This is a genomic window from Paenibacillus sp. SJS-P3 (assembly GCF_056711585.1).
This window is the reverse complement of sequence record NZ_CM160043.1, coordinates 3,287,605-3,312,299: the sequence shown is the minus strand read 5'-3', so window position 1 is coordinate 3,312,299 and position 24,695 is coordinate 3,287,605. Positions and strand designations below refer to the sequence as shown.

General features: G+C 51.6%; 21 protein-coding genes, 1 pseudogene and 1 riboswitch. Of the genes and pseudogenes, 14 read left to right on the top strand and 8 right to left on the bottom strand.

The window, feature by feature from the left end; translation table 11 throughout:
- Nucleotides 1–67 precede the first annotated feature (67 nt).
- The 8 genes from AC06G8_RS15260 to AC06G8_RS15225 all read left to right on the top strand — a co-directional run bounded on the left by AC06G8_RS15260 (nucleotide 68) and on the right by AC06G8_RS15225 (nucleotide 9,827).
- Nucleotides 68–1,573 (top strand): ABC transporter substrate-binding protein, encoded by a 1,506-nt coding sequence (locus tag AC06G8_RS15260; RefSeq protein WP_447661569.1) that lies wholly within the window; start codon nucleotides 68–70, stop codon nucleotides 1,571–1,573.
- A gap of 194 nt (nucleotides 1,574–1,767) precedes the next feature.
- A complete protein-coding gene (locus tag AC06G8_RS15255) occupies nucleotides 1,768–3,960 on the top strand; it encodes an alpha-L-rhamnosidase-related protein (RefSeq protein WP_480283258.1) in 2,193 nt (730 codons plus the stop codon).
- Nucleotides 3,961–4,087: 127 nt separating this feature from the next.
- Nucleotides 4,088–6,181 (top strand): alpha-galactosidase, encoded by a 2,094-nt coding sequence (locus tag AC06G8_RS15250; RefSeq protein ID WP_480283257.1) that lies wholly within the window; start codon nucleotides 4,088–4,090, stop codon nucleotides 6,179–6,181.
- A gap of 147 nt (nucleotides 6,182–6,328) precedes the next feature.
- Nucleotides 6,329–6,673, top strand: a complete 345-nt coding sequence (locus AC06G8_RS15245; protein ID WP_480283256.1) for a cupin domain-containing protein — start codon at nucleotides 6,329–6,331, stop codon at nucleotides 6,671–6,673.
- Nucleotides 6,670–7,668: a Gfo/Idh/MocA family protein gene (locus AC06G8_RS15240; protein ID WP_480283255.1), complete on the top strand. Its 999-nt coding sequence runs from the start codon at nucleotides 6,670–6,672 to the stop codon at nucleotides 7,666–7,668. Before AC06G8_RS15245 ends, AC06G8_RS15240 begins: the two co-directional genes overlap by 4 nt.
- A 487-nt stretch (nucleotides 7,669–8,155) precedes the next feature.
- Entirely contained in the window at nucleotides 8,156–8,617 is a 462-nt protein-coding gene (locus AC06G8_RS15235) for a MarR family winged helix-turn-helix transcriptional regulator (RefSeq protein ID WP_480283254.1), read from the top strand.
- 24 nt (nucleotides 8,618–8,641) lie between these two features.
- The gene (locus AC06G8_RS15230; RefSeq protein ID WP_447661563.1) at nucleotides 8,642–8,950 is read left to right on the top strand and encodes a luciferase domain-containing protein; all 309 of its coding nucleotides are present in this window, start codon (nucleotides 8,642–8,644) and stop codon (nucleotides 8,948–8,950) included.
- Nucleotides 8,943–9,827 (top strand): haloalkane dehalogenase, encoded by an 885-nt coding sequence (locus tag AC06G8_RS15225; RefSeq protein ID WP_480283253.1) that lies wholly within the window; start codon nucleotides 8,943–8,945, stop codon nucleotides 9,825–9,827. The genes AC06G8_RS15230 and AC06G8_RS15225 overlap by 8 nt, the downstream gene beginning before the upstream one ends.
- A gap of 167 nt (nucleotides 9,828–9,994) precedes the next feature.
- Here AC06G8_RS15225 and AC06G8_RS15220 read toward each other — a convergent pair whose 3' ends face one another.
- Nucleotides 9,995–10,684 carry a Ger(x)C family spore germination C-terminal domain-containing protein gene (locus AC06G8_RS15220; protein ID WP_480283252.1) on the bottom strand — a complete coding sequence of 230 codons (690 nt, stop codon included), beginning with the start codon at nucleotides 10,682–10,684 and terminating at the stop codon, nucleotides 9,995–9,997.
- A gap of 183 nt (nucleotides 10,685–10,867) precedes the next feature.
- On the opposite strand from AC06G8_RS15220, the gene AC06G8_RS15215 reads away from it, so the two are divergent.
- The gene (locus tag AC06G8_RS15215) at nucleotides 10,868–12,607 is read left to right on the top strand and encodes an ABC-F family ATP-binding cassette domain-containing protein (RefSeq protein ID WP_480283251.1); all 1,740 of its coding nucleotides are present in this window, start codon (nucleotides 10,868–10,870) and stop codon (nucleotides 12,605–12,607) included.
- A 227-nt stretch (nucleotides 12,608–12,834) separates the two neighbouring features.
- Here the strand turns inward: AC06G8_RS15215 and AC06G8_RS15210 are convergent.
- Nucleotides 12,835–13,197: pseudogene (locus tag AC06G8_RS15210) on the bottom strand (transposase); the annotation flags it as partial.
- A gap of 500 nt (nucleotides 13,198–13,697) precedes the next feature.
- Entirely contained in the window at nucleotides 13,698–14,417 is a 720-nt protein-coding gene (locus AC06G8_RS15205; RefSeq protein ID WP_480283250.1) for a hypothetical protein, read from the bottom strand.
- Between the two features lie 481 nt (nucleotides 14,418–14,898).
- Here AC06G8_RS15205 and AC06G8_RS15200 point away from each other — a divergent pair, with 481 nt between their 5' ends.
- Entirely contained in the window at nucleotides 14,899–15,147 is a 249-nt protein-coding gene (locus AC06G8_RS15200) for a hypothetical protein (protein ID WP_480283249.1), read from the top strand.
- A 120-nt stretch (nucleotides 15,148–15,267) separates the two neighbouring features.
- Here AC06G8_RS15200 and AC06G8_RS15195 read toward each other — a convergent pair whose 3' ends face one another.
- The 3 genes from AC06G8_RS15195 to AC06G8_RS15185 form a co-directional block, all read right to left on the bottom strand.
- Nucleotides 15,268–17,763: a DsrE/DsrF/DrsH-like family protein gene (locus AC06G8_RS15195; protein WP_480283248.1), complete on the bottom strand. Its 2,496-nt coding sequence runs from the start codon at nucleotides 17,761–17,763 to the stop codon at nucleotides 15,268–15,270.
- On the bottom strand, nucleotides 17,763–18,059 hold the full coding sequence (locus tag AC06G8_RS15190) for an ArsR/SmtB family transcription factor (RefSeq protein WP_480285455.1): 297 nt from the start codon (nucleotides 18,057–18,059) through the stop codon (nucleotides 17,763–17,765). Before AC06G8_RS15190 ends, AC06G8_RS15195 begins: the two co-directional genes overlap by 1 nt.
- 162 nt (nucleotides 18,060–18,221) lie before the next feature.
- Complete coding sequence (locus tag AC06G8_RS15185) at nucleotides 18,222–18,671, bottom strand: MarR family winged helix-turn-helix transcriptional regulator (RefSeq protein WP_480283247.1); 450 nt, start codon at nucleotides 18,669–18,671, stop codon at nucleotides 18,222–18,224.
- 178 nt (nucleotides 18,672–18,849) lie between these two features.
- On the opposite strand from AC06G8_RS15185, the gene AC06G8_RS15180 reads away from it, so the two are divergent.
- On the top strand, nucleotides 18,850–19,305 hold the full coding sequence (locus tag AC06G8_RS15180; RefSeq protein WP_447661554.1) for a CBS domain-containing protein: 456 nt from the start codon (nucleotides 18,850–18,852) through the stop codon (nucleotides 19,303–19,305).
- Between the two features lie 87 nt (nucleotides 19,306–19,392).
- Here AC06G8_RS15180 and AC06G8_RS15175 read toward each other — a convergent pair whose 3' ends face one another.
- On the bottom strand, nucleotides 19,393–20,715 hold the full coding sequence (locus AC06G8_RS15175) for a glycosyl hydrolase family 18 protein (RefSeq protein WP_480283246.1): 1,323 nt from the start codon (nucleotides 20,713–20,715) through the stop codon (nucleotides 19,393–19,395).
- A gap of 365 nt (nucleotides 20,716–21,080) precedes the next feature.
- Nucleotides 21,081–21,214, top strand: a riboswitch (cyclic di-AMP (ydaO/yuaA leader).
- Between the two features lie 3 nt (nucleotides 21,215–21,217).
- Between AC06G8_RS15175 and AC06G8_RS15170 the strand changes: the two genes are divergently transcribed.
- Nucleotides 21,218–21,709 (top strand): C40 family peptidase, encoded by a 492-nt coding sequence (locus tag AC06G8_RS15170; RefSeq protein WP_480283245.1) that lies wholly within the window; start codon nucleotides 21,218–21,220, stop codon nucleotides 21,707–21,709.
- Nucleotides 21,710–21,841: 132 nt separating this feature from the next.
- Here the strand turns inward: AC06G8_RS15170 and AC06G8_RS15165 are convergent, their stop codons facing one another.
- A complete protein-coding gene (locus AC06G8_RS15165) occupies nucleotides 21,842–22,411 on the bottom strand; it encodes a GbsR/MarR family transcriptional regulator (RefSeq protein ID WP_480283244.1) in 570 nt (189 codons plus the stop codon).
- A 241-nt stretch (nucleotides 22,412–22,652) separates the two neighbouring features.
- On the opposite strand from AC06G8_RS15165, the gene AC06G8_RS15160 reads away from it, so the two are divergent.
- Entirely contained in the window at nucleotides 22,653–23,870 is a 1,218-nt protein-coding gene (locus AC06G8_RS15160) for a quaternary amine ABC transporter ATP-binding protein (protein ID WP_480283243.1), read from the top strand.
- Nucleotides 23,848–24,693, top strand: coding sequence for an ABC transporter permease (locus AC06G8_RS15155; protein WP_447661549.1), 846 nt, complete (start codon nucleotides 23,848–23,850; stop codon nucleotides 24,691–24,693). The genes AC06G8_RS15160 and AC06G8_RS15155 overlap by 23 nt, the downstream gene beginning before the upstream one ends.
- The last annotated feature ends 2 nt before the right edge of the window (nucleotides 24,694–24,695 follow it).

Sequence of the window (24,695 nt, the reverse complement as noted above, 5' to 3'; positions counted from 1 at the left end):
TTATACTGAACACAAAATCGGTATAAAAACTTTCAATATTAGCTTTACAAAAAAAGGAGGAAGTAAGATGAAAGCCTTTAAAAAACCGGTTTCAGCTCTGTTTGCAGTTCTGATATCAGTGGCTATGCTTGTAGGCTGCAGCAATACGGGCGGTAATCAGGCGGGATCGAATGATTCGAGCGTCAACGACGGTACCAGTGCAGACAATGGAGGCAAAGTTGTAAAACTGACAGCTGCCTTCCCAGGTCAAGAATCTCCAGCACAAAAGAGCGTTTTGCAAGCGATTAACGAAAAGCTTAAAGCGGACGGGCTGAACATTGAAGTCGATATTAAGTATCTCGACGATTTTTGGAATAAACTGGCCCTGAATATTGCTGGTGGAACCGCTTACGATTTGGCATGGGCACACAGCTCCACGTTGTCTGACTTGGTAGCGAAGAAGGTATATCAGCCTATTGATCTGGAAAAGAACGCCAGTGATCTGTTGAAAAACACACCTGATTATGTCATCAAAGGCGGTCAAGTTCAAGGCAAGCAGTATGCAGTCCCAAGAGCCATTCCGATGACGGGATTCAATAATGTATATGATATTCGCGGCGACTTGCGGGAGAAGTATAACATTTCGAAAATCACGACAGTAGAGGGCTTGGAAGCTTATTTTGACGCCATTCAAAAAAATGAGCCCGATATGCATCCGATAGTAGGAGACAACATCCAGGAGTTGTTCCCGGTATACGCCAATTACTACTTCCCGATCGGTGACGGTGGCCAGTACCCGCTTTATATCGATCCGACCGATAATACGTACACCGTGAAATCGTTCTTGGATTCCGATGCCTTTGCCCAAGCTATCGCAAAGAAGAAAGAATGGAAAGACAAAGGATGGCTGTTTAACGAGGCTGATTATAATGGAGAAGATGGATTTGATAACGGTAAGGTTGCTGCATTAGCCGCCAATATTTTCAGAGCATCGGAACGAGTTGACACGCTCACGAAAAACGTTCCGGGTGCAAAAGTAGAAACCGTTTATCTGGAACCCAAGACTCGCTACATTTTCTCTGCCGGAGACAATATGTTGGCGGTTCCAAGCACGAGCAAGCATGCGAACGAAGCGGTGGCTCTAATCAACTGGATTAAAAAAGACCAGGCGAACTACGATCTTTGGTCCTATGGAGTAGAAGGCGTAAACTACAAGTTGGCTGACAATGCGGTTGATGTCTCAACCATTTCGGATGAAAACAAGTACAATGCGAATGTATGGATGTGGAACGACCTGCGTCTTGCCCGTTTCTCTACGAACTACCCGAAAGAAGATATTGAAGCATTGAAGACTTGGGACGAAAATTCGGAAGTCACGCCTTTTGTCGGCTTTACTTTGGATCAAAGCAAAATTAAATCTCAAGTCAGCAACATTCGAGCTATCATGGGTGAATATATTCCGAACCTGGGCATGGGTGTAACGGACTACAACAAAGTAAAAGGCGAACTTGTGAAAAAGTTAGAAGCAGCAGGGTTGAAGGATGTTATAAAAGAGACTCAAAATCAAATCAACGCTTATGTGAACCAGAAATAGTTGCGAATCTATAAATACCTATATTTAACGAGTGTGGGCATCTTTTGCGGATGCCCACACTCGTTATACAGGCGAAGCCCAATGTCATCTAATAAACCACCGCTGACGATGAGCGATGGCGGATTGGTTTTTCAACTATTATCCAAAACGTTTCGGAGATCCTGAACATCTGAAAATCAAGGGAGGACCATAGGATGAATATCGAGAAGCAAAGCAGACACCCGTTCAACATGTATCTCACGGCGGGTGAATATATGAAGGTCATCGGCACGCAAGACGGATATTTTCCGGATTTCGGACATCACATCGCAAATGAGATGGGCGGGGTTTGGCTGCATCCGATCAAGCTATTGGACGGCTACTGGCTTCGAATTACGGACTTGGACCGAGATATATCCGTTTGGTCCAAAGCGGACGAGTTTATTTCCCATCCATGGGGGAACCAGTTCCGCTACGGCCATAATCTCGGACACATTCCCGTGTCGATGGAGCGCACGCAGTTTGCGCCCGAGCAGGAGAAGGGATTCATCACCCGCTATGATATATTCAACTACTCGCAAACCGAGACACGGCTGAGGCTGGAGCTGCTTGCGCGGACCGATCTTCGCCCGGTCTGGTTTTCTGAGAGTATGGGGATACATGACGGCCAAGAAGATGTTATCGAGAAAGTGTCGAACCGGCTTGCTATCGCGAAGGACTGCGAACATGATTGGTTCGCGCTCATCGGCACCGATCTGCCGGGGGAGCAGTTCGACAGCGGGCAATTGTACGGTCCGGAATTTACGAGCGGGAACGGTCGCGGCGTGAAATTTGAGACGGCCGTTACGTTGCAGCCACAGGAGCAGTTGACATTCCATCTGTTAATTGCCGGCTCGTATGCTTCGAGAGAGGAGTGCGAGCGTACATACTCGGTCATTTCAGGGAATTTCGATGAGCTGCTGGAAGCGAAAATGCGCACATGCGAAGCGATTCGGGAACGAGCGGAGCTTGAGGTGGAAGGCGAACCGGACATCAACGACATTTTTGCCTGGGTAAAATGGAACAATCAATGGCTTGTGCAGCAGGTGGATGGCATCGGCAGAGGATTGACGGCCGGTTCCCCGACATATCCATGGTGGTTCGGCTGCGACAATTCATATTCCATCCAGGGCGTACTTGCGATCGGGGATCACCAGCTTGCCAAGGATACGGCCCGCCTTATACTTGATAGTTCAGTCAAAGCGAACGGCAACGGCCGGATCGTTCACGAAGTTACGACTATGGGCGCCGTCAGTAATCCGGGAAATACGCAGGAAACCGCTCACTATATCGCATTAGTTTGGGAATTATACCGCTGGACCGGAGACCGGAACATTTTGGAGCAAAATTTCGAGTATTGCGTGAAGGGCATTGACTGGCTGCTGGGCGAAATGGATCCGGACGGCGATCTGCTGCCTTCGGGATACGGCATTATCGAAATCGCCGGTTTGAATATGGAGCTAATCGATTCGGCCGTGTATACGGCGAAAGCGGTGCAGGCTGCTGCCTTCATGAGCAGAGAACTCGGCGACGAGGCGAAAGCGGAGCAATATACTCAACTGTCCGAGCGCATCGTCAGAGCGGTGAATGATAGGTATTGGAATGAACGCGAAGGCTTGTACTCTGATGCAGTCGCTCCCAAGAAAGATATCTTGCCGAAGGTGGAGTTCATGGTTTCTCTGGCCGAAAAGCGTGGAGCGGCCGATTACCGCGCCTATCTCGAAAGGATGCTTGAAGAAACGGACGACGAGAATGCGGATCGCGGTTGGATCATCAACAAAAACTGGGTGATATCTACGCCGATGGAGGCTGGGATTGCGGACAGGGAAAAAGGCGAACGTGCGATCGTCAATATGAGAAACGATGATTTTATTGGCGAGTATGGAGCGTATTTGTCTGGCAGCCTTAAACAAGGGACAATGACGATCAGCACGGGCGTGCACGCGGTTGCGGAGGCGAAGTACGGCAATACGGAAGCGTCTCTTGATTTGCTTAAGCGCATGTTCCGTACGTTTTCAAAGGTGCTGCCAGGGTCGATGAGCGAGATGTCCCCCGATTACGGATGCGTGGTGCAAGCTTGGACCGTTTACGCGGTGGCTGTCCCAATCGTATCTCACTTTTTTGGGCTGCAGCCTGAGGCGTATAAAAATCAGCTTGTGATTCAGCCGAACATTCCTTCCTCTTGGGAGGGCAAATGGATTCATTTAAGAAACGCCCGGGTTGGCAACGCGAACGTCGACATCTCCGTGAAATCAGACAATGGTCGGTTATTTGCGGAGATCCGGAACGTGTCAGGCTTAGAAGTGACCGTATCCTGGAACGGGAAATCCGTAACAAGCTGTGAGTCGAGCATAACCGCCCAGCTTTGATTTCATTAAGGTGCTCGCGGCGTTTTGGACACTATTCCATCAAGGGCGACCGGGGAGTGCGGTATACGATCGATCCCATACGCAGAATACCGGTTTGTTAGATAAGCTTGGAGAGGAGTGCATGGCCATGATTCCGGCGAATGGCATCATCGATTTATCGACAGACAAGATGACGTACAGATTAAACGTGGAAAAGGGCTTGTCCCTGCGCGAATACGGACGGCCTGGCTCACCTCTTGTCCGTCTGGACGATCAGGTGGAAGCGGCAGGCTGCGAGTTCGCATTGGTATGCGACGGGGTGACGATCGACGGGACATCCCCCGGGATGACGACGACCGGAGTCGAGGACACGGCGTCTGCCCTCGGTGTCCGTTCCGTTGCCATCCGCCTCCGGTATGAGCCGAAGGAGCTAGACATCGTATGCTATTATCTTGTCTATGAAAATACTGCTCTCGTCGAAAAATGGATGGATATCCGGAACGCCGCCGGCAATCCGGTGACGATCGGGCGCATCGATTCCTTCGTTCTTCCGCTGCCCAGAGACGAGTGGAGGGTCGAGTACTACGCGAGCGACTGGGGTGCCGAGTTTGAGCCCCGAAGCGAGCCTCTCGCCGGCGGCTTTACGCTGGAAACCAGATTTGGCCGTTCGTCGAAGGGGACGCATCCATGGATGACGCTGTACCGCATGGACGGGAGCGGGCAGCTGCTGACCGTTTCCCCGATGTGGTCTGGCAATTGGGTCATGCGTGGGGAGGCCAAGGCCGAGGGTGGTTACCGGATCAGTGGCGGCCTTCATGACTGGGAATTCGCCAAAGTGCTCCAGCCGGGCGGTGAATTCGGGAGCGTTCATGCCGCAATGGCCCTCGGAAGTTCGGGCGATCCGGATACGACCGCCGTTCAGTTCGCTCGGGTTGGCCGGAAGCATTGGTACCCGCACAATGCGTTCTCGCGTTCGCTGCCGGTGGAGTGGAACCATTGGTGGAGTTACGAGGATCGGGACGTGAACGAAGAGAATTTCCGCCAGAATGCCGAATCGGCGGCCAGCCTAGGCATGGAAGTCGTCACGCTTGACGCCGGATGGTTCGGGCCTTCCGAGCCAGGAACGGAGTGGTACGATTATCGGGGAGATTGGGAGCTTGTCAACGCGGCCCGGTTCCCGGGCGGCATCCGTCCCCTGTCTGACCGCATCCATGGCCTAGGCCTGAAGTTCGGTCTGTGGTGCGAAATCGAGGCGGCGGGGAAGCTGTCCTCGCTGGGAGAGCGCAGCCCGGCCTTTGTGGCGCGGCGGGACGGCGAGCCGCTTGGTTATGTCTGCTTCGGCAATCCGGAGGCGCGGGAATGGGCGTTCCAGACACTGGACCGGCTGATTGCGGACTATGGCTGCGATTGGGTGAAGCTGGACTTCAACCTGGACCCCCAGGCCGGCTGCAACTGCACGGATCATGGCCATGGTCCTGGCGATGGCCTGTACGAGCACTATACCGGTTATTATTCGGTTCTGGACAGAATCCGGGAGCGGTATCCCGATATCATCCTAGAGAACTGCTCATCAGGAGGTCTCCGCATCGATCTTGGCATGATGCGGCATACGCATCTGACGTTCCTGAGCGACCCGGACTGGCCGGAGCACAGTCTTCAGGTGTTCTGGGGCGCGGTGGCGATGCTGGCGCCGGATGCCTGCCTGCATTGGAGCTATTCCGAATGGCGCGGCGACCATCCTTCACAGACGTTCAATCCGCGCGATCCATTGCTGACGGAGAAGCGGTTCGACTATTATACGAGGATCTCGATGCTCAGGGGGTTCGGTTTCTCGCAGAAGCTGTCGGAAATGCCGGAGCGCTGGCGGCGGCGGATTGCCGATCATGTGAAGGTGTACAAGGAAACCGTGAGGATGTTCGTGCGCGAGGCGGATTTGTACCGGCTGACCGGGCAGCCGCTACGGGAAGGAGGCGGCGAACGCTGGGCGGCGTTCCAATACAGCTTGGGGAGCGAGGACAAGCATCTGTTGTTCACCTTCCGGCTGCCGCGGTCGCCAGAGTCGCGCGAAATCCGTCTGAAGCATCTGGATCCGGACGCTTCTTACCAAGTAGGCACCGTCGACGGCGGTAAGCGATCGACCCGCTCAGGCCGCGAACTGATGGCGTACGGAATCCGCTTCGCCGATCTGGAGGAAGAGGAATCCGAACTGCTTGTGATCAAGCGAATAAGCGGAAGCCTGTAGTCCCGATATAAGAATGGAGAAGGAATCGCTGTCCTCGAACCATCCGAGATAATAGGCATTGTTCGGTACAACAGGTATCCCTCCGCAGAAACTGCCTATACTTTTCAGAAGCGACAAAATAAAGGGATTCACAATTCGACTTGAGAGGTGAAAGGCTTGCCGGTTATAGGAATAGAAAAACAGGATTCGAGCTTTTTTCCTCCGTGGTGTGAGTTGAGTCATTATGGAATTAATTATTTGAAGGTCGGCGACGTGGTAGAACTTCATTATCATGACTGTAACGAATATTGGATCATCGTTAGCGGGAAAGGGATCTGCACAACAGAAGGTGACACTTATGAAATCGGTCCAGGGGATCTCGTGCTTACCGAACGGGGACAGGAGCATTCGCTCATTGTAACCGAACAAATGACTGCCATTTATATTTATGGTGTTATGCCGCCCGAGGGCCGGTCGGGTCATTTGCACCGTTCAAAGGAGGCCACGAAATGATCCTAAAAATCATTCAAGTCGGACTTGGTGCTCATGGCAGAGGCGTAGGAAGCAATTTTATCCTTCCGTCAGTTGATTTTGAATATGCAGGGCTTGTTGATTTGAATATGGCTGCACTGGAGGACTTTGCAGGTGAGCATGGCCTATCCAGTGAACTGCTGGACACAGATTACAAGCACTCTTTCAGTACGAGAGAGGCGGACGCCGTCTTTATTACCGCGATATCTCCGAGTCACTATGAAATTGCCAAAGAAGCGCTTGAGCAAGGCCTTCATGTGCTCATCGAGAAACCGTTCGTTTTGTCTATGGAACATGCTGTGGAATTGGTGCAGCTTGCAGAAGATAAACAGCGGATTATAATGATCAGCCAAAATTATCGCTTTGTTTCACCTGTGGTTACTTTAAAACAAACCATTGATCAAAGCTCATTAGGGCAAATGCGATTTGTTAATACTGAATTCTTCATTAATCATGAAGGTAAAGGCTATCAACGCGAGATGGATAATTATATTCTGATGGAGATGTCCGTACATCACATTGACATGATCCGGTTCCTGCTGGAAAGCAATATTGTGAGTGTTTGGGGCAGGACGTGGAACTATTTGAACAGCGGATACAAAGGTGACCCTAATGTCCACGCAGTCTACCAAACGGAGAAAGGTGTTCCTTTCTTCTATACGAGCAGTTTATTGGCCAGGGGACCACGGTTACCATGGGAAGGAAAATGGAGATTGCAGTTCGATCACGGTGTAATTTATATGGATGATCTTGGTGAGGGTTATGGGGTTTATGTCGCTGACAGTAATGGCACCTTAACTAAAATTCCTACGCAGATCCCCGAGCATGAGAGCATTCATGGCGTACTGTTCGAGTTTGCTCAGTCGATCCGAGAAAACAGAGAGCCCGCTACTTCCGGAAGAGACAACTTAAATACGATCAAGGCGCTCTTAGCGACAAGCGAATCATCCATCTTGGGCAGAGAAATACAATTGTAGCTTTTATCCATAACGTGAGCGATGAATAAACCAATTTCATTCCATCTGCAATTTGCGTCGCTCCGGCTTGCCCTTTCCGCATTCCTGCCTCTATGGAGGTTAAGCCGTCCGATAGCTTGCCCAGATTTTCGTTTATCGTCTTCGTCCCTTGAAGCAGCTGATCGATATCTTGAGTGTTGGATGAAGAATTTGCATCCTCTACAATTCCCAGCAGGCACATCGCCCAATTACGAAAAACTGGTCGTCGATCCCAAACAAGACCGGTCGCTCCATCATTAATGGCCCCCAATCTGGGTGCCATTTTTCGCCGTTACTTGTGATACGGTGAACACGAGTAACGGCAAGTTTTTTGGCGGAGGTCGGGGGGAAATCGAAGAGGCGATAAACTGCCAGCGGGTAAGTCTTAAAAAAAATAGTTGCAATAACATCCTATTCAGCATATCATACAATTAGTTGCAATAACATCCTATTAAAAGGAGGTGATCAAATGAGTGAGCATGGGAGGAAGAATGACGAGGGCGCGGCGGAATCGCACGGACAATACATCTCAGCCATATACCGACACATGCAGATATTGATCTCAGCGGAGTTGGCGCCCTATCGAATCGGAAGCGGGCAGTACATTTTTCTGATGGCGATTGCGTTTCAGCAGCCAATCACGCAGAAGGCGCTAAGCGAGAAACTGCTCATTGACAAAACGACTACCGCCAAGGCGATTGCAAAGCTGGAAGCAGAAGGTTACGTGCGGAGGGAAGCCGATCCCGTCGACAACCGCTATCATCTTCTCTATTTGACGGATTCGGGACGTATGGTGGTACCTAAGGTACAGGAAGCCCTGGCTCGTGTTAAGAACAAAACCCAGAAAGGTATTACCGATGAGGAGTATGACTTGTTGGTACGCTTGCTGAAAATTGTGCTTCACAATCTGACCGAACAGGAGGAGATGTAATATGTGCGGGTACGGGGAGCAGACTTGACGGAAGAGCTGTTGACTTGGGCTGGCGTTACCAAGCATCCTCATCGGTTCGGAGGGGAGGAATTTCAGCTGAACGGAATGGAAATCGGGCATACTCACGGCAACCGCTTGTTCGACCTTCTTTTGCCGAAATCTGAACGCAATCGGCGGATTGAAGAAGGGAAGGCAAAGCCGCATCATATGTATCCTGATTCAGGTTGGGTATCCGTTTATTTGAATACCGAGCAAGATGTCGCTCATGCCATCGATATCGCGCGTTCTAAATATGATCAAATAAAATTGAAGGGTGCGATGCAAAATGATTAACGAGGCATTCCCTTATGAGAAAAAGCGCAAACCAATATTCGGTCTGGAGATGGCATATGTGGAGGAAGGAAGCGGCGACCCGATCGTCTTCTTACACGGCAATCCCACATCTTCCTATCTCTGGCGCAACATCATTCCTTATGCTCAGAAGTTCGGCCGCTGCATTGCGCCGGATCTGATTGGCATGGGCGATTCCGCAAAGCTTCCGGATAGCGGACCTCACGCGTACGCCTTTATCGAACACCGCCGCTACCTCGACGAGCTGCTCAAACAGCTTGGCGTGAGCGAGCGTGTGACTTTCGTGGTGCACGACTGGGGATCAGTGCTGGGTTTCGATTGGGCGAAGCGCCATCCCGGCGCAGTCAAGGGCATCGCGTACATGGAGGCGATTATTAAACCACGCAGTTGGAGTGAAATTCCGGAGAATGGACGCAAGATCTTTCAGGCGCTTCTGACGCCGGAAGGAGAACGAATGGTGCTGGAGCAAAGTTCGTTCATCGAGTATAACCTGCCGGCAGGCATATTACGCAAGCTGACTGATGAAGAAATGGCACAGTACCGCCGGCCGTTCCTGGAACCGGGCGAGAGCCGACGTCCTACGCTCAGCTGGGCACGCCAGCTTCCGTTCGACGGAAACCCGCCTGATGTAACGAAGATTGTCAATGATAATGGAGAATGGCTGGCGCAAAGCACTGTCTCCAAACTATTCATTCAATGCGACCCCGGCTTATTGCCGCAATCCCACATCGATTTCTGCCGTACATGGCCATCGCAGACCGAAGTTATTGTGCCGGGTCGCCACTATCCCCAAGAAGACGCACCCGATAAAGTTGGCGAAGCGCTTGCCGTATGGTTGGAAAATCTGGTTTCACTTTAAGCTTAAAATAGGCTTCTCGGTCTCCCGTACATGCGTACGATCTTCGTCCCGTCCTTCAACCGGTTCACCATGCGGCACGCAGTCATCGGGGTGGAATATGGTTGGATGTGATGTGAGGGCTGTGGAGTTTCAACTCACGGCCGGAATTACTCCTTAAAACGATCAACTTACCTTTTAAGCATACCGGTTTCAATTATAACCCTGACGTCGATGCTCCCAAGCTTTATTAAATCGCTTGGCTTCATTTTTTGCCGATAACAGCCTAGTTTCAAATTGTAAATGTCGACACCCTGTTTATTAGACGTATCGAATGTTTCTCGGATCTCCTTTTCAATTATCGTTTCAGCTTTGTTTGCAAGCGCGGTGAGTGTCATTTTTTGTTTTTGTACGCGAATAAATCCTTTTGTCTTCACTGTGAAATCGACGACAATCCATTGACCTTCCCTGTGATAACTTCGCCTTACTTTAGGGTTGCTTAACGATAATAGGGTCGCTTTCTCCTTACTCTCATCAATGACCAGATTAGCTTGCTTTAAATGCCTATCAAGCCAGCACACCCCCATTACTTGCTTTTCTGTAAAGGAATGCGGGGAATTACCCTGTGTGATCGCAACTGTACCATTCATGACAGCCACATCCTCCTTTTCACCACCTTTCATCCAGCTTTCATTCATTTTGATTTGCGGGACTAAAATCGTTTCATATTGTTCGCCAAGGGAACGTATGACTTGCTGCATTTTTACGGGTTCAAGAAGTGAATGCATTTGATAGGTGATTTTGGGTTGATATAGCATTGTTGCCATGGAAGAGCTGCCCGTTATCGGCTTGGCATCGAGCACCTTCTCAATGGGTTCCATTCCGGCGCTTTTATGAGGACAGTTAAGGAGGTAACATGGAACTCTGACCCACAAGGGATGGGATACAAATCGATTGAAGTTGGTTGTAAACAGTGTTACTCTAACAACGGTAAACTCAAAATCTATGTTTTTGCAATACATCTAGTAATAGTCACTATTTTAGTTATAAAGAAGGGTCATACTATGATAAAAGTTGATAAACTATCCTTTTCATTTCCGCAAAAAGAACTATATAAAAACATTTCATTTACGTTTGAAGAGGCACAACATTGCGCTTTTATAGGAACAAGCGGCAGTGGGAAAAGTACGCTGATAGATATACTGATGGATCCGGAAAGATATTTGTTCGAGGGCATGCTGGAAATAGACCCCACTTGCAGAATTGGACATGTAAGTCAATTCGCGCAACTAGACAAAACGAAAGAAACAACCGTTTTTGAGTATATTGGGGAAGAATTTATGAAGATACAAAATGAAATAACTTCTATTTGTTCTGAAATGGAAACATCATCGGATATTGATTCGTTATTAGAAAAGTATCAATTAGCTTTAGACGCATTTGATTCAATCGGCGGGGATGATTTTGAAAGCAAAATCAATAAGAAACTAAATCTAGCTAACCTCATGAAGCTAAAAGATCTTAGGGTATCCGACCTGAGCGGTGGGGAATTCAAACTTATTCAAGTGATGAAGGAAATGCTTAGGAGTCCAGACTTGTTGATTATGGACGAACCAGATGTATTTTTAGACTTTGAAAACCTGAATGCGCTTAAAAATCTGATCAATTCTCACAAAGGAACACTGCTAGTTGTTACGCACAACCGATATCTATTGAATCATTGTTTCAACAAAATCATCCACCTTGAAAACACGGAGATCCAAGAGTTTGATGGGCGATATATCGATTATAACTTCTCCTTGCTTCAGAAAAAAATCGAGTTGCAAGAACTCGCAATCGCCGATGATGAAGAAATGGAGAGAAACGAGAACATAATCAATAATCTTAGAGCTATCGCAACTTATAATTCAGAAGCATCTAGAGGGAAAGCGCTAAAAGCTAGAGTTAAGTTTCAAGAAAGATTTGAAGCTCGTAGAATTAAAGCGCCATTTGTTGATATTAAGCAACCGAATATTAATTTTGGTATTGAGAATGAAATGGAAGACACCATGGTTGTAAATGTCACCAACTATCGTGTTGCCTTTGATGAGCTGCTTTTGGATAAGGTTAGCTTTGAGATCAAATCCACTGATAAAGTAGCCATTATTGGTTCGAACGGTACCGGTAAAACGACTTTGCTCCGAGATATCTATAAAAACAATCATGATTCCATTGAAATACATGCTGATGTTAAAGTGGCTTATTTATCTCAGATTCAAGGCGAAATGCTAAAGGATTCTAATACAATACTAGAAGAATTCATCGATGCTGGGTTTAAAACTTATGATGAGATTCGATCGTATCTTTCAAACTTTGGCTTTGAAGGAGAAATCCTTAATCAAAAGATAGAATCTTTATCTGGTGGAGAAAAAAATATGCTTCAATTGGCTAAAGTTTCTGCCAGTAAAGCAAACGTATTGCTTCTAGATGAACCGACAAGCCATTTGGACACCTATTCACAACTAGCACTGGAGAAAGCCATTGAAGACTATAAAGGTGCGATTCTCATGATTTCTCATGATTTCTATTCGGTCGTAAATGGCATGGATTATGTTTTAATCATTGACGATAAGACGATTAGAAAAATGAGCATGCGAAAATTTAGACAGATGATTTACGCTAGTCATTTTGATAGAGACTATTTAGAAACGGAACAAAATAAAAAATCCGTTGAAATGAAAATAGAAATGGCTTTAAAAGCTGCTGATTTTGAACATGCAAAAGTATTGGTTGATGAGCTGGAAGAGCTGATTAAGTTGCTTTAAATTTCAACCTTCTGATTGAAATGAGTTGCAGCGAATATTGCTGAAGTGAATGAGTCCGAGTTCAACGATGAAACATGATCTTGGTGGAAAAGGATCAATAAAAAAGACAAAGCGCGGCAACCGTCCATAAACGGTGCCGCGCTCATTTATTTTTTATTAGCAATCGCGGAATCAAGAAACTTGTGGGTCTGTCAAGAATTTTGTGTAAACTCACCGACAGTGAAGCCTTAGCGTAAATGCTGGCCGATGCGATCGGGGAAGAAAACGGAGAGCTGGAGGAGAATCTGTCCCAGTTTTGGATTCGGCCGTCCACTTCCGGACAACGTCCATGGTCGCCAGATAGAGCATTTTGAGCAGGGCTTCGTCTGTCGGAAGATGCTCTTGCCCTTGGTGACCTTGCGGAGCTGCCGGTGATTGCTTTCAATCATGTTCGTGGTGTAGATGAGCTTACGGATTTCCGGTGGATACTTGAAGAATGTCGCGAGCTCAGGCCAGTTGTTGGGCCATGAACGAAGGATGAGCGGATACTTGGTGCTCCATGTCTCCTCGAATCGGTCGAGCTCGAGCAGAGCCAGTTCTTCCGTGGCCGCTAGTTGCTCCTTTGTCCACAGTCCCATGTGCTCTCCCCAACCTTTCGTCTCATTTCATCGTATATTGGTTTTGGAGTTTACACAAAAGATTTACAGACTCCCTTTTTGCTCGAAGAACCCAAGATACTTTTTCTGGCTGTTACGTCTGAATGATTCATAGGTCATCTTTTCATACTCCTTTCCTTGAAATCGACATCCTCATGCTCCCGCCAATCGTTTCCGGTACTTTTGCAGCTGTTGGGGGATTTCTCGTTGAAAGTAGACAACGGTTCAGCGGGCGGCAGTTTCTTTATCCACCACATAGGTACGGCGGCAATAGGTTAGAAGAACGCGGCCAGCCATACTGAGGTGTCCATTTATAACAAGCTACTTCAGAACGGTAGAAACGTCAGCCGGCAATCCTTTTTTCACAACCATTTTGTTCACCCCCTTTCAAGTGGAATAGAAGGCATAAAAAAAGCGAACCGAGGATGGCTCCTGGCTCGCTGGTCTTGAACAGATTATTGTGCTGTTGTTGCACGATTGACGATAGTATCGGCCACCGGATCAAATTTGACAGCCTTTGCTTTGTTGCCGCGTAACGAGTAACCGGGATGATAAGTGCGGTAAGAATGATACGGGAGCTTCTTATGGACGACCCGGCATAGAAGATTAGAAGGCAAGTCGTTTACTGTCTCCAGAGCAGCTCCGGTAAATGTCTTTTGCAATCTGTCATCGTAATACGGACCGGTAAAAAAGAGAACAACATCCGGCCTCAGTATACTGATCTCATATGGAAGCAATGGGAAATGGTTGCAGATGATCTCTTCAACCTCAACGGACGGTCTTGTCTTGTTCTGGTCGAGCTTGATCAGATTGCTGGTCATGTAACCGTCTTTCGGACCATCCGGGTTGAGCCTGTCATGGATGAGCTTGCATGCTCTCCAGAAAGGCGTATGAGCCCATTTGCCATCCTGTCTGAACCGGATATAATCATTCTGTAAGTCGTCGATCGCATCATATGGCTCCCGATTCACGAGATCAATGTATGTTCCCCATCCACAAGTTTCCTTTCCCACAAACAGTATTTTTACTGAAGCTTCTTGATAAGGCCCAACCGCATCAATAAGGAAGGGCTTAGACAAGCTAGGCAAGTCAACTTTCCTGTCTACCAGTGTGTTTTTCAACCGGTTCCAGTATTCCATATACATCACACTTAATTCTTCTCTGATCTGTTCCATTTCCATCGCACACCTTTCGCTTGGCATTCTTTATAGTTGCTTACGATAATCATTTGATAACGGTTCCGCAAGGCAAACCAACGTCATCCCCAATGAAAAAACAAAAGACTTGTGAATCGTCAGCATTTGACGAACACAAGTCTTACTGTGTAAGGATTGGGGCATGAAACGGCAGGCCGGGGGTACTTTGTATATGTAAGGTGGTGCCCCGAAAAATGTATCTGTTATGGCAGAAGAGTAATTTGTCAACTCTCAGAGGCAGCTTGAGGGATTTGGACAAGTTATCTAATCCAGATAGTGACCCCAGAGGCCCTTGGAGAAGTGCAGACTTAACTGGACTAGCTACAATAGATAAACGGCCCAATTACATTTCAATCCTATTTTGAATTTGCATAGTCTTGTTTCATTCCTCCTTATTCCGCATCCCAAGTCCTTTATTTTCTGTACAAAAAAAGCGAGGCACCGTGTATAGACTTTAACCGTGCAGCTGTACAGCTCCCCGGCTGGAAGCAACATCTTCTCCCCGCTCGCGGAAACGGCGGTTACGCTTGCGCCTGCACTCACGGGAGCCGTCGCGGTAGGCTCGATAAGCACCGGCTCCGCAACGGGGTTGGCGGTGCCTGTAGCTGCGGGCAATCGCCTGCTCTTGGTCTACACAATCGCTGCAGCCTGCTCTGTGCTCGTTCAAGCCGTCACAGGCTTTGCCAGTGCGGGCGTATCGATCATCTAAACGGCGGCATGAAGGCATTTCGGATAGCGGAGGGGCTTCGTTCCTTCCGCTGTTCCGGAATGCCTTTTTGGATCGGACGCAAAAAATCCCCGTCCGGTCCAAACCGGTACGGGGATGAAGTTAAATGAACAGGTTGATGCCGGACTGATCGGCTTTGCCGAGGTAATAGCCGACGCCGCCGAGCTTGACGCCGTCGATCAGCTCCTCGCGCTTGATGCCCATGACGTCCATCGACATCGTGCAGGCGACGACTTCGACGCCTTGCCCGATCGCGGTCTGGATCAGCTCTTCGAGGGAGGAGATGTTGCTGCCCTTCATGACGCCGCGGATCATCTTGGCGCCCATGCCGCCCATATTCATCCTGGACATGCCCAGCTTGCGGCTGCCGCGCGGCATCATCATGCCGAACATCTTGCCCATGAAGCTCTTCTCTACAGCCACCTTCTCGGAACGGCGGATGACGTTGAGTCCCCAGAACGTGAAGAACATCGTTACTTTCTTGCCGCTTGCCGCGGCGCCGTTGGCAATGATGAACGAAGCGATCGCCTTGTCCAGATCGCCGCTGAAGACGATGAGGGAGCTGCCCTCGGGCGTATCGCCCGAACGGGGAGAGGCTGCCGCTGCTTCGGCGGCGACAGGCTTGCGCACATAAGCCTCGATGACGCCGCGAGGTTTCTTTTCAAGCTGCAACAGTTCGTTGCGGGACATGGTCGCCCAAGCGCTTATATCCTCGTAGAAGCCCGGGTCGGTCGCGGTGACTCGAAGCACCTGTCCTTCCTGCATGGCATCGATCTTCTGCTTGACCTCGATAAGCGGGCCGGGGCAGCTGAGGCCGCATGCATCGAGCTCGACGTGGATTTGAGCGATAGCTTCCTTCGGCAGCGGAGCTTGTCCGGCAACCGCTTCGGCAGCGGCAGCGGATTCGGCTCCGGAGGGCGGAATCATGACGAGCGGCAGCTGCGGCGGATTCGGTTTATACTGTGCCATTTGGTAACTTTTATACCCTCCTGTCAGGTTGCGTACGGAGAAGCCTTTTTGGAGCAGGATGCGCGAAGCGGTATAGCCGCGAAGCCCGACCTGGCAGTATACCCAGATTTCCTTGGCCGGGTCCAGTTCTCCAAGGCGTTCGCGCAGCTCGTCCACCGGAATATGGAGCGAGCCCGGGATATGGCCGTTTTCATGCTCCAATACCGTGCGGACATCGATCAGCATCGTTCCGCTGTCGCTGCGGGAGCCGAGCTCGTCTGCCGTGAACACATTCGTCTTCCCGGTCAGAATGTTTTCTGCCGTATATCCGGCCATGTTGACGGGATCCTTGGCGGAGGAAAAAGGAGGCGCATAGGCGAGCTCCAGCTCCGTCAGATCCGTGACGCTTCCGCGAAGCCGGATGACAGCGGCTATGGAATCGATCCGCTTGTCGACACCGTCGGCTCCCACGGCCTGGGCTCCTAGAACCCGGCCTTCATCGTTGAAGATGAGCTTGAGCGTCATTGGCGAGGCGCCTGGATAATAGCCGGCATGGGAGCTCGGATGTACGACGGTGACCCGGTAGGGAATGCCGAGCCGCTTCAGCATTTTCTCGTTCAGTCCGGTGGCTGCCCCGGTCAGGCCGAACACTTTGATGATCGAAGTGCCTTGCGTACCCTTGTAGGAGCTGCGTAGTCCGCAGGCATTGTCGGCGGCGATCCTTCCCTGCTTGTTGGCAGGTCCGGCCAGCGGGATGGCGGCGGCCCGTCCGCTGACGTAATCCACGACCTCGACCGCATCTCCAACCGCGAACACATCCTGCAGATTCGTTTCCAGGCGTTCGTTCACACGGATATTGCCTCGCTCTCCGAGCTCCAGGCCGCTGTCCTTCAGGAAATTCGTGTCGGGAACGACGCCTGCGGCCCAAATGACGATATCGCCGGCAACCGTCCGGCCGCCTGCAAGGCGGGCTTCAATCCGTTCTCCCGCATCCCCGAACGCTTGAACCGAATCGTTCATGATCAGCTTGACGCCGCTCTGCTCCATTTCCTTGGCCAGCGCGGAAGCCATCTCCGGATCGAACGGAGCCAGAATCTGGCTGCCGGACTGGATGAGGGTGACATCGAGGCCGAGCTCGCGCAGATTCTCCGCCATCTCCACGCCGATGTATCCTCCTCCGACAACGAGGGCCGCGCGTACGCCGTCACGGCCGACTTGTTCCTTGATGCGGTCCATGTCGGGAATATTGCGCAGGGTATGCACCTTGGGATTGCCGATGCCTGGAATATCCGGCTTCAGAGGTTTCGCGCCAGGCGACAGAATCAGAGCGTCGTAGCTTTCCTCATAGAGCCCCTTCGATGCCGATCTTACGGTGACGGTCTTGGCTTCCGCATTGAGGCCGATCACTTCGCTCTCGGTGCGGATATCGAGCCCGAAGCGCCGGGTCATCGCTTCCGGCGTCTGGACGAGCAGCTTGGAGCGGTCCTTGATGGAATTCCCGATATAATAAGGCAGGCCGCAATTGGCGAATGAAATGTAGGCATCCCGTTCAAACATGACGATATGGGCGTCTTCGTCGAGCCTGCGCAGCCGCGCGGCTGCCGAAGCGCCTCCTGCGACTCCGCCGACGATCAGAATTTTTCTAGACATCAAGATTCATCCTCTCCGGTAATCATATGGACAAGCGCCTGGACTTTGGCATCCGGCACCGAATAATGGACTTCAAGGCCGCTGCGGCTCGTCACGACGATGCCGGCGGCGCGGAGCTTCTGCAGATGCTGGGAGATGGTCGATTGCGGCAGCTCGAGGCATTCCTGCATATACGAAACATTGCAGGAGCCCTTGCCGATCAGTCCTCTGACGATGCAGAGGCGGATCGGATGGGCGAGCGCCTTGAGCAGCTCGGCCGCCTGCTCGTAAGCTTTTACGTTCGTGTTCTTGTCCATCATGCTGATTCTCCCATCCCGTCTTAATATCGTAATATTAGAATATAACGATACAAAAGGCAAGAGGGAAGAGGCGGAAATTCATGCCGAAAATGTGTCCATTCCTTTTTTGCAGGCAGGCATTAAGCCTCCGGAATGAAAGCAGCCTTAATCCCGTGAGGATTAAGGCTGTCTCTCTGCTTGATGATCCTGCAGGCAGGCCCGATTGAACTTCTCCAGGAGGGCGCCGAATTGCTTCTGCTCCTCATCGGACCATCCCGTCAGCAGCCCGGCGATATAATCGGCTCTGACTTTCCGGTTCGCCTCCAAGGCCAAGGCGCCGGCCTTCGTCAGCTCCAGGGAGTAGGAACGGCCGTCCTGCGGATGTGGAATCCGGTATGCATAGCCCTTCTGCTCCAGGGCAGCGGACTGGCGGCTTACAGTGGAAATATCCAGTCGGAATTCATCTGCGAGCGCCTTGACACTGGCGGACCTCCTCGATGAGATTTGCTGAAGGAGCAAATAAGCGGATCGATCCAGCATTCCTTCCTTCTTGTAGGTCGTGGCGGAAGCTACGAGCCTGGAGAGGATGGAGAGCTCGAGCTCGATATGCTCGAAAGGAAGTTCGTTCATCACAATTCCTCATTATCGTTCGGCATAGGTTTGGGGCAGCGCATCCCGGCGCTGCATGAACAATCGGCGGCAGGGATAACCATTGACACGATGTCCAGTAGTTGTATAATTCAAGTATATACTTTCATCATACAACTTGTTTGAAGCGTCCGCAAATCGGAATCGAGGGGTTATGAGGATGAAAGCCAAGGATTTTATGATCTCCAAGGTTTATAAGGTGAAGGAATCCGATACCGTGAGGGATGTCATCGAGAGATTTCTTGCTTACCGCATCAGCGGCCTGCCCGTCGTCAACGAGCGCAACGTAATCGTCGGATACGTCAGCGACGGCGATATCATGCGATACATCGGCAAGCATGAAGACATTGTCGTCGATGCCTTTTATTTCACGGCCGTCGTGAATGGCGACAACGATAAATATGAGGAGAGGCTGAAGCGGCTGCTTCCTTTGAATGTCATGGCGATCGCCAAGAAAAAAGTTGTAACCGCTTCCGTGGAGGATGACATCGAGCAGATCGCCGCCATCCTGGGCAAGAAGCAGATCAAAAAGCTGCCGGTCCACCGGGGCGGCTTCCTTGCGGGCATCATCAGCCGCGGCGACGTCATCCGCCAATCGTTTCAATCCCTTCTTTAAAGACGCTTGCAGGCAGCTTTCAAGCCGAAAAAGAGCCCGTTATGCCGGACCGGCACAACGGGCTCTTTTCGTTCTGCAATCCGTGGTTCACTTCATCGCTTGATAGATGGCTTCCAGCAGCTCGCCGTTCATGTTCTGGCCATACTCCCAGAACATGATGCCGCCGAGTCCGCCGGACTTCGCGTAATTCACCTTTCCGGTCAGCGATTCCGCATCGTCGTAGCTGAGGAAGCCGCCGCTGGAATTCGTCAGGTATGGAGCCCTTGCCGTGGAGTCCCACTGGCGGGTCCATCCGTTCTTGTTGATATAGCTCGCCTTGAGCTCATCATAGGTGTAATCGCCGGAGCCATGGGAGTAGAAGGCGCCTCCGGCGACGAGCTTCGCTGCCGGAGCGCCCTTGCTCTTCAGCAGCTTGATGGCGGAATCGACGCTGTAGCTTGCCATCGAGGAGTTGTACAGGGCGGTGTGATGGGTATTCGCGCCGTTCTGCAGATCGTACGTCATGACATTGAGGAAATCGAAGGAGGGAATGACGGCGGCGATATCGATGTTGCCGAGACCGTAGTCGGAGGCGCCGACGGCGGCTGTAAGCTGGTATTTGTTGGCGGAGCGTCCATCGGCCGAGCTGGCCGAGTCCAGAGTCGAACGGAGCTTCTGGATGAACAGAGTATAGTTCGCGCGGTCGCCGGAGCCCGGATATTCCCAATCGATATCGATGCCGTCCAGCTTATTGGCCCGGATATAGGATACGGCGCTGTTGGCGAACGCCGTGCGGCTCGCGTCCGTAGCCGCTGCTGCGGGGAAGCTGGCGGAGCGGCCCCAGCCTCCGACGGAGACGAGAACCTTGAGATTCGAATTTTTGGATTTCAGCGAGACGAGCTGCGCCAGCTTGCCCGTATCCCCTCCGCTGACACCGGCAGAGGTCGCGTCGGCGAAGGCATAGAACACATGTGTCAGCTTCTCGGCCGGCACGGTGCTGATGACGGGGAAATGCCAGTCGGCTACATACGCGCCGATGATTTTGCCGGCAGGGACAGGAGTGGCCGTCGGCGTCGGTGTCGGAGTGGCGCTAGGCTTAGGCGTCGCCGTAGGAGCAGGCGTTGCCGTAGGAGTCGGCGTAGGGGATGCCGAGCAGAGTGACAGCACTTTCCAGGCTCCCCATTCTCCGGCGAGATCCGGGCGCTCGCCTTGCGTCCACCATTTGGCTTCGTACAGCGTGCCGGAGTAGACCGCCTTCTGCCCGACGGTATAGATGGAGGACGAGCTCCAGGCAGCGACTCCGCTGCATGCATCCGCAGCGCTGGCCTTCTGGACGGCGACGCCTTGCGGAAGGAGCGAGAAGGCAAGAAGCACGGCAAGCATCAAGACTCTCAGCGCGGAAGCTGCTATGCGGCGGTTCGGTTTGAACATGAACGATACCTCCTGAAGGATAGGATGATAGGGGCGAAACAAGAATGAGAGGGAATATCCGACCTCCTTTTTCGAATCTATTGAAAGCACTTTCATTATCAATGAAAGTGCTTATCGATAAAAGGGGAAAATTGGATGAATGCAGGGAGAAATTTCTATCGAATGGGAATAGAGTACTTTAAAGGAAGAAAGGGGAAGGACTATTTGTTCAGAAATAGGCATCAAAAATATCTCTATTACGATATAAACAAGGGCGAACGACCCTCTTAGACCGAAAAAGTCGAATTATGAAAGACTTCTAATAATCCAAAGGGAGGAGTTCGACAAAAAACTACGAATATTAACCATCAGCAAACAAGCTTGAAACAAAATAAATGCCGAATTTTCGATAAGAAAAACGGGGGAACCACTCGGGGTGAATGAATTCTGCAAGAGAGAATTCTAGGGAACCTTCTACCGAACCCATCAGCTAACTTCGTAGGCACCGGAGGGAGAACCATCTGTGAAGAAAGTCATCATGTCCATTACCGCTTTCATTCTTATTGCCGTGTTCGCATCATCCAGCGTGTTCGCAAGCACCGAATTGAAGTCATCCGTCGGCAAGGTTCTCGGCACTCCCTACAAGTATGGAGGCACGACTACAGCAGGATTCGACTGCTCGGGATTCGTCCGCTATATTTTCGGCCAGTTCGACGTGAAGCTGCCCCGCACCTCCCAATCCCAGGCCAAGGCCGGCACGAAGGTGGAAAAGGATGATCTTCGTCCGGGAGACCTCGTCTTCTTCAACACCAACGGCCGCGGCATCTCGCATGCCGGCATCTATGTCGGAGACGGCAAGTTCGCCCACTCCTCGAGCAAGGGCGTCCGGTATACGGATCTGGACGATGCCTACTATGCCAAGCGCTACGTTACCGCGCGCCGCGTCGTGACGGGCGAGGATTACAGCAAGATGGTAAGCGAAGAGGAAGAAGCGGCCGACGACGCCGGGGAATGATGGACGGCTCCGGTTCTGAAGGATGAGGGGAGACAGGCGGCGCGAGCTGCCTGTCTTTCTTTTTTGCGCAGTCGGTTATATTCCAGCAACAAAACCGAAAAGCCTTCCCGCCGGGGAAGGCTTTTCTTGGTTTCAGCTCGAAGGCTCTTCCTTCGGCACATGCTTGAAAATCTCGCCGGATTCCATCAGATCGATGACCCGGTCCAGCCACAAATAATAGTCGATCGCTTGGCGGATTTTCTCCAGATCGCTGCTGATCAGCATGGCTTCTGCTTCCGATCCGCTGCTCTCGGCCAGCTTGTCCAGCTCTGCCTTGGAGCGGCGAAGCGCCATCAGGTTGAGCTCCACGGCCTTTCTCCACTTCAGGACAAAAAAATCGGCGAAAGTCTGGTGCCAGTCCCGCTCGACTTCATACAAGTCCTTCCGCGATCCCTTTTCCCATACCTTGTTCACCATATTCAAATCAACCAGCGTGCGGATACCGGTGCTCATGCTGGTTTTGCTCATTTCCATCGCTTTGCCCATCTCGTCGAGATTCATCGGCTTGTCCTGGAAAAACATGAGCCCATACAGCAGTCCTGTAGACTGTGTAATGCCGTACAGGTCCATGTTCTTGCCGATGGACTCGATCACGCGCTTGCGCGCCTTCTGGATTGCCTGCTCCTGCGCGGCCTCCAGGCCGGCAAAATCATTGGTCATCATGTCCGCTCCTTCATCGCCTTCTCGGCTGACAAAGTAATTGTAAGAAACATTCCCGGCAATGTAAAGCGGTTGATGAACGAGTATAAGAGAGGATACGGGAGCATTTCGCACGTAAAGTATGAACAGAAAAAACCGTACGTACTTATTATACGGATAAAACGGTTGACGGTGTCGTGAATTGTTCGATAGACTAGTTCGAGTGAGCGTTGGCCGCAAGAGAGGCCATAAGGAGGTGAAGCGCTTGTCGATCATTGAAGTCACGGATGTGACGAAAATATTCGGCGAGGATCCAAAACGAATGCTGCCGCTTCTGACGGAAGGGTGGAGCAAAGACAGGATCTTTAAAGAAACGCGGCATACGGTTGGGGTCAACCGGGTTCAATTTGCCGTCGAGCCGGGAGAAATTTTTGTCATCATGGGGCTGTCCGGCAGCGGGAAATCGACTCTCGTGCGCCTGCTGAACAGGCTGATCGAGCCGACGGGAGGCGCCATCCGCATCGCGGGACAGGATATTACCCGCTTGAATGCGGAGCAGCTGAGGAAGGTGCGCCAGAAAAAGATCAGCATGGTCTTCCAGAAATTCGCGCTGTTTCCGCATCGGACACTGCTTGAGAATGTGGAGTACGGACTTGAGGTCCAGAAAGTGCCCAAGAAGGAAAGAGAGCCGAAAGCAAGGGAAGCCTTGCGGCTCGTCGGACTGGAAGAAAGGGCTGACAGTTATCCCGATCAACTGAGCGGCGGCATGCAGCAGCGGGTCGGACTGGCAAGAGCGCTTGCGAACGACCCTGAAATACTGCTGATGGACGAAGCGTTCAGCGCGCTTGATCCGCTCATCCGCAAGGATATGCAGGACGAACTGCTGGAGCTGCAGGAGAAGATGAAAAAAACGATCGTGTTCATTACGCATGATCTGGATGAGGCGCTGCGGATCGGGGACCGCATCGCGCTCATGAAGGATGGAGCGATCGTGCAGATCGGCACGCCGGAAGAAATCATGGTCAATCCTGCCAACGAATATGTGGAGCGGTTCGTCGAGGACGTGGATTTGTCCAAGGTGCTCACCGCCTCCCATGTGATGCGGCGTCCCGAGACGATCGGTCTCGACCGCGGCGCCAGGGTCGCCCTGCAGCTGATGCGCGAGAGCGGCATCTCCAATCTGTTCGTGACGGACCGCAGCCGCAAGCTGATCGGCGTCCTCACCGCCGACGACGCGTCGGAAGCGGCGAAGCGCGGACAGCCGCTGGAGGAGATCGTTATCCGGGATACCCCTGTCGTCACTCCGGATATGCTTCTCCACGAGCTGTTCGACATATGCGGGACCAGCAAGTATCCAGTCGCCGTCGTGAACGAGGCGGGACGCATCGTCGGCGTCATCGTGCGCGGAGCCGTGCTCGGAGCGCTTGCCGGTCATGTCTCCGGACGGGAGGTGAGCGAGGATGCTGCCGAAACTACCGCTTGATAAATGGGTAGACCAAGTCGTGGATTCCATCGAGGAGAACATGAACTTCCTGTTCGATCCGATTTCAGCCGGAATCGAAGGCGTCGTGGACTTTTTCTCTTATCTGCTCCATCTTCCGCCTGCGATCGTGCTGATCGTTCTGTTTACGGCGCTGGCCTGGTGGATCATGCGCTGGCCGATGGCGCTCTTCACGTTCGTCGGCTTGTTCCTGATCGACAATCTCGGCTATTGGGACCATACGATGGATACGCTGGCGCTCGTGCTGACATCGGCGATCGTCAGCATCGTGCTCGGCGTGCCGATCGGAATCGCCTGCGCCCGGAACAACCGCACGCAGAGCATCGTGACGCCCATTCTTGATTTCATGCAGACGATGCCGGCCTTCGTCTACCTGATCCCGGCTGTGACATTCTTCAATCTGGGCGTTGTGCCCGGCGTCATCGCCTCGGTCATTTTTGCGGTGCCGCCGACGATCCGCCTGACGAATCTCGGCATACGCCAGGTGCCCGCCGATCTGGTGGAGGCTGCGAATGCCTTTGGATCCACACCTTCCCAGAAGCTGTTCAAGGTGCAGCTGCCGCTGGCGGTGCCGTCCATCATGGCAGGCATCAACCAGACGCTCATGCTCGCTCTGTCCATGGTCGTCATCGCTTCCCTGATCGGGGCGCAGGGCATCGGAGCGGACGTGTACCGCGCCGTCAGCCAGATCAAGACGGGCAAAGGCTTCGAAGCCGGCCTGGCCATCGTCATTCTGGCGATCTTCCTGGATCGGCTGACGCAGCATCTCGTCAAAGGGAAAAAACATGCAGACAGGAGAGGATAGAT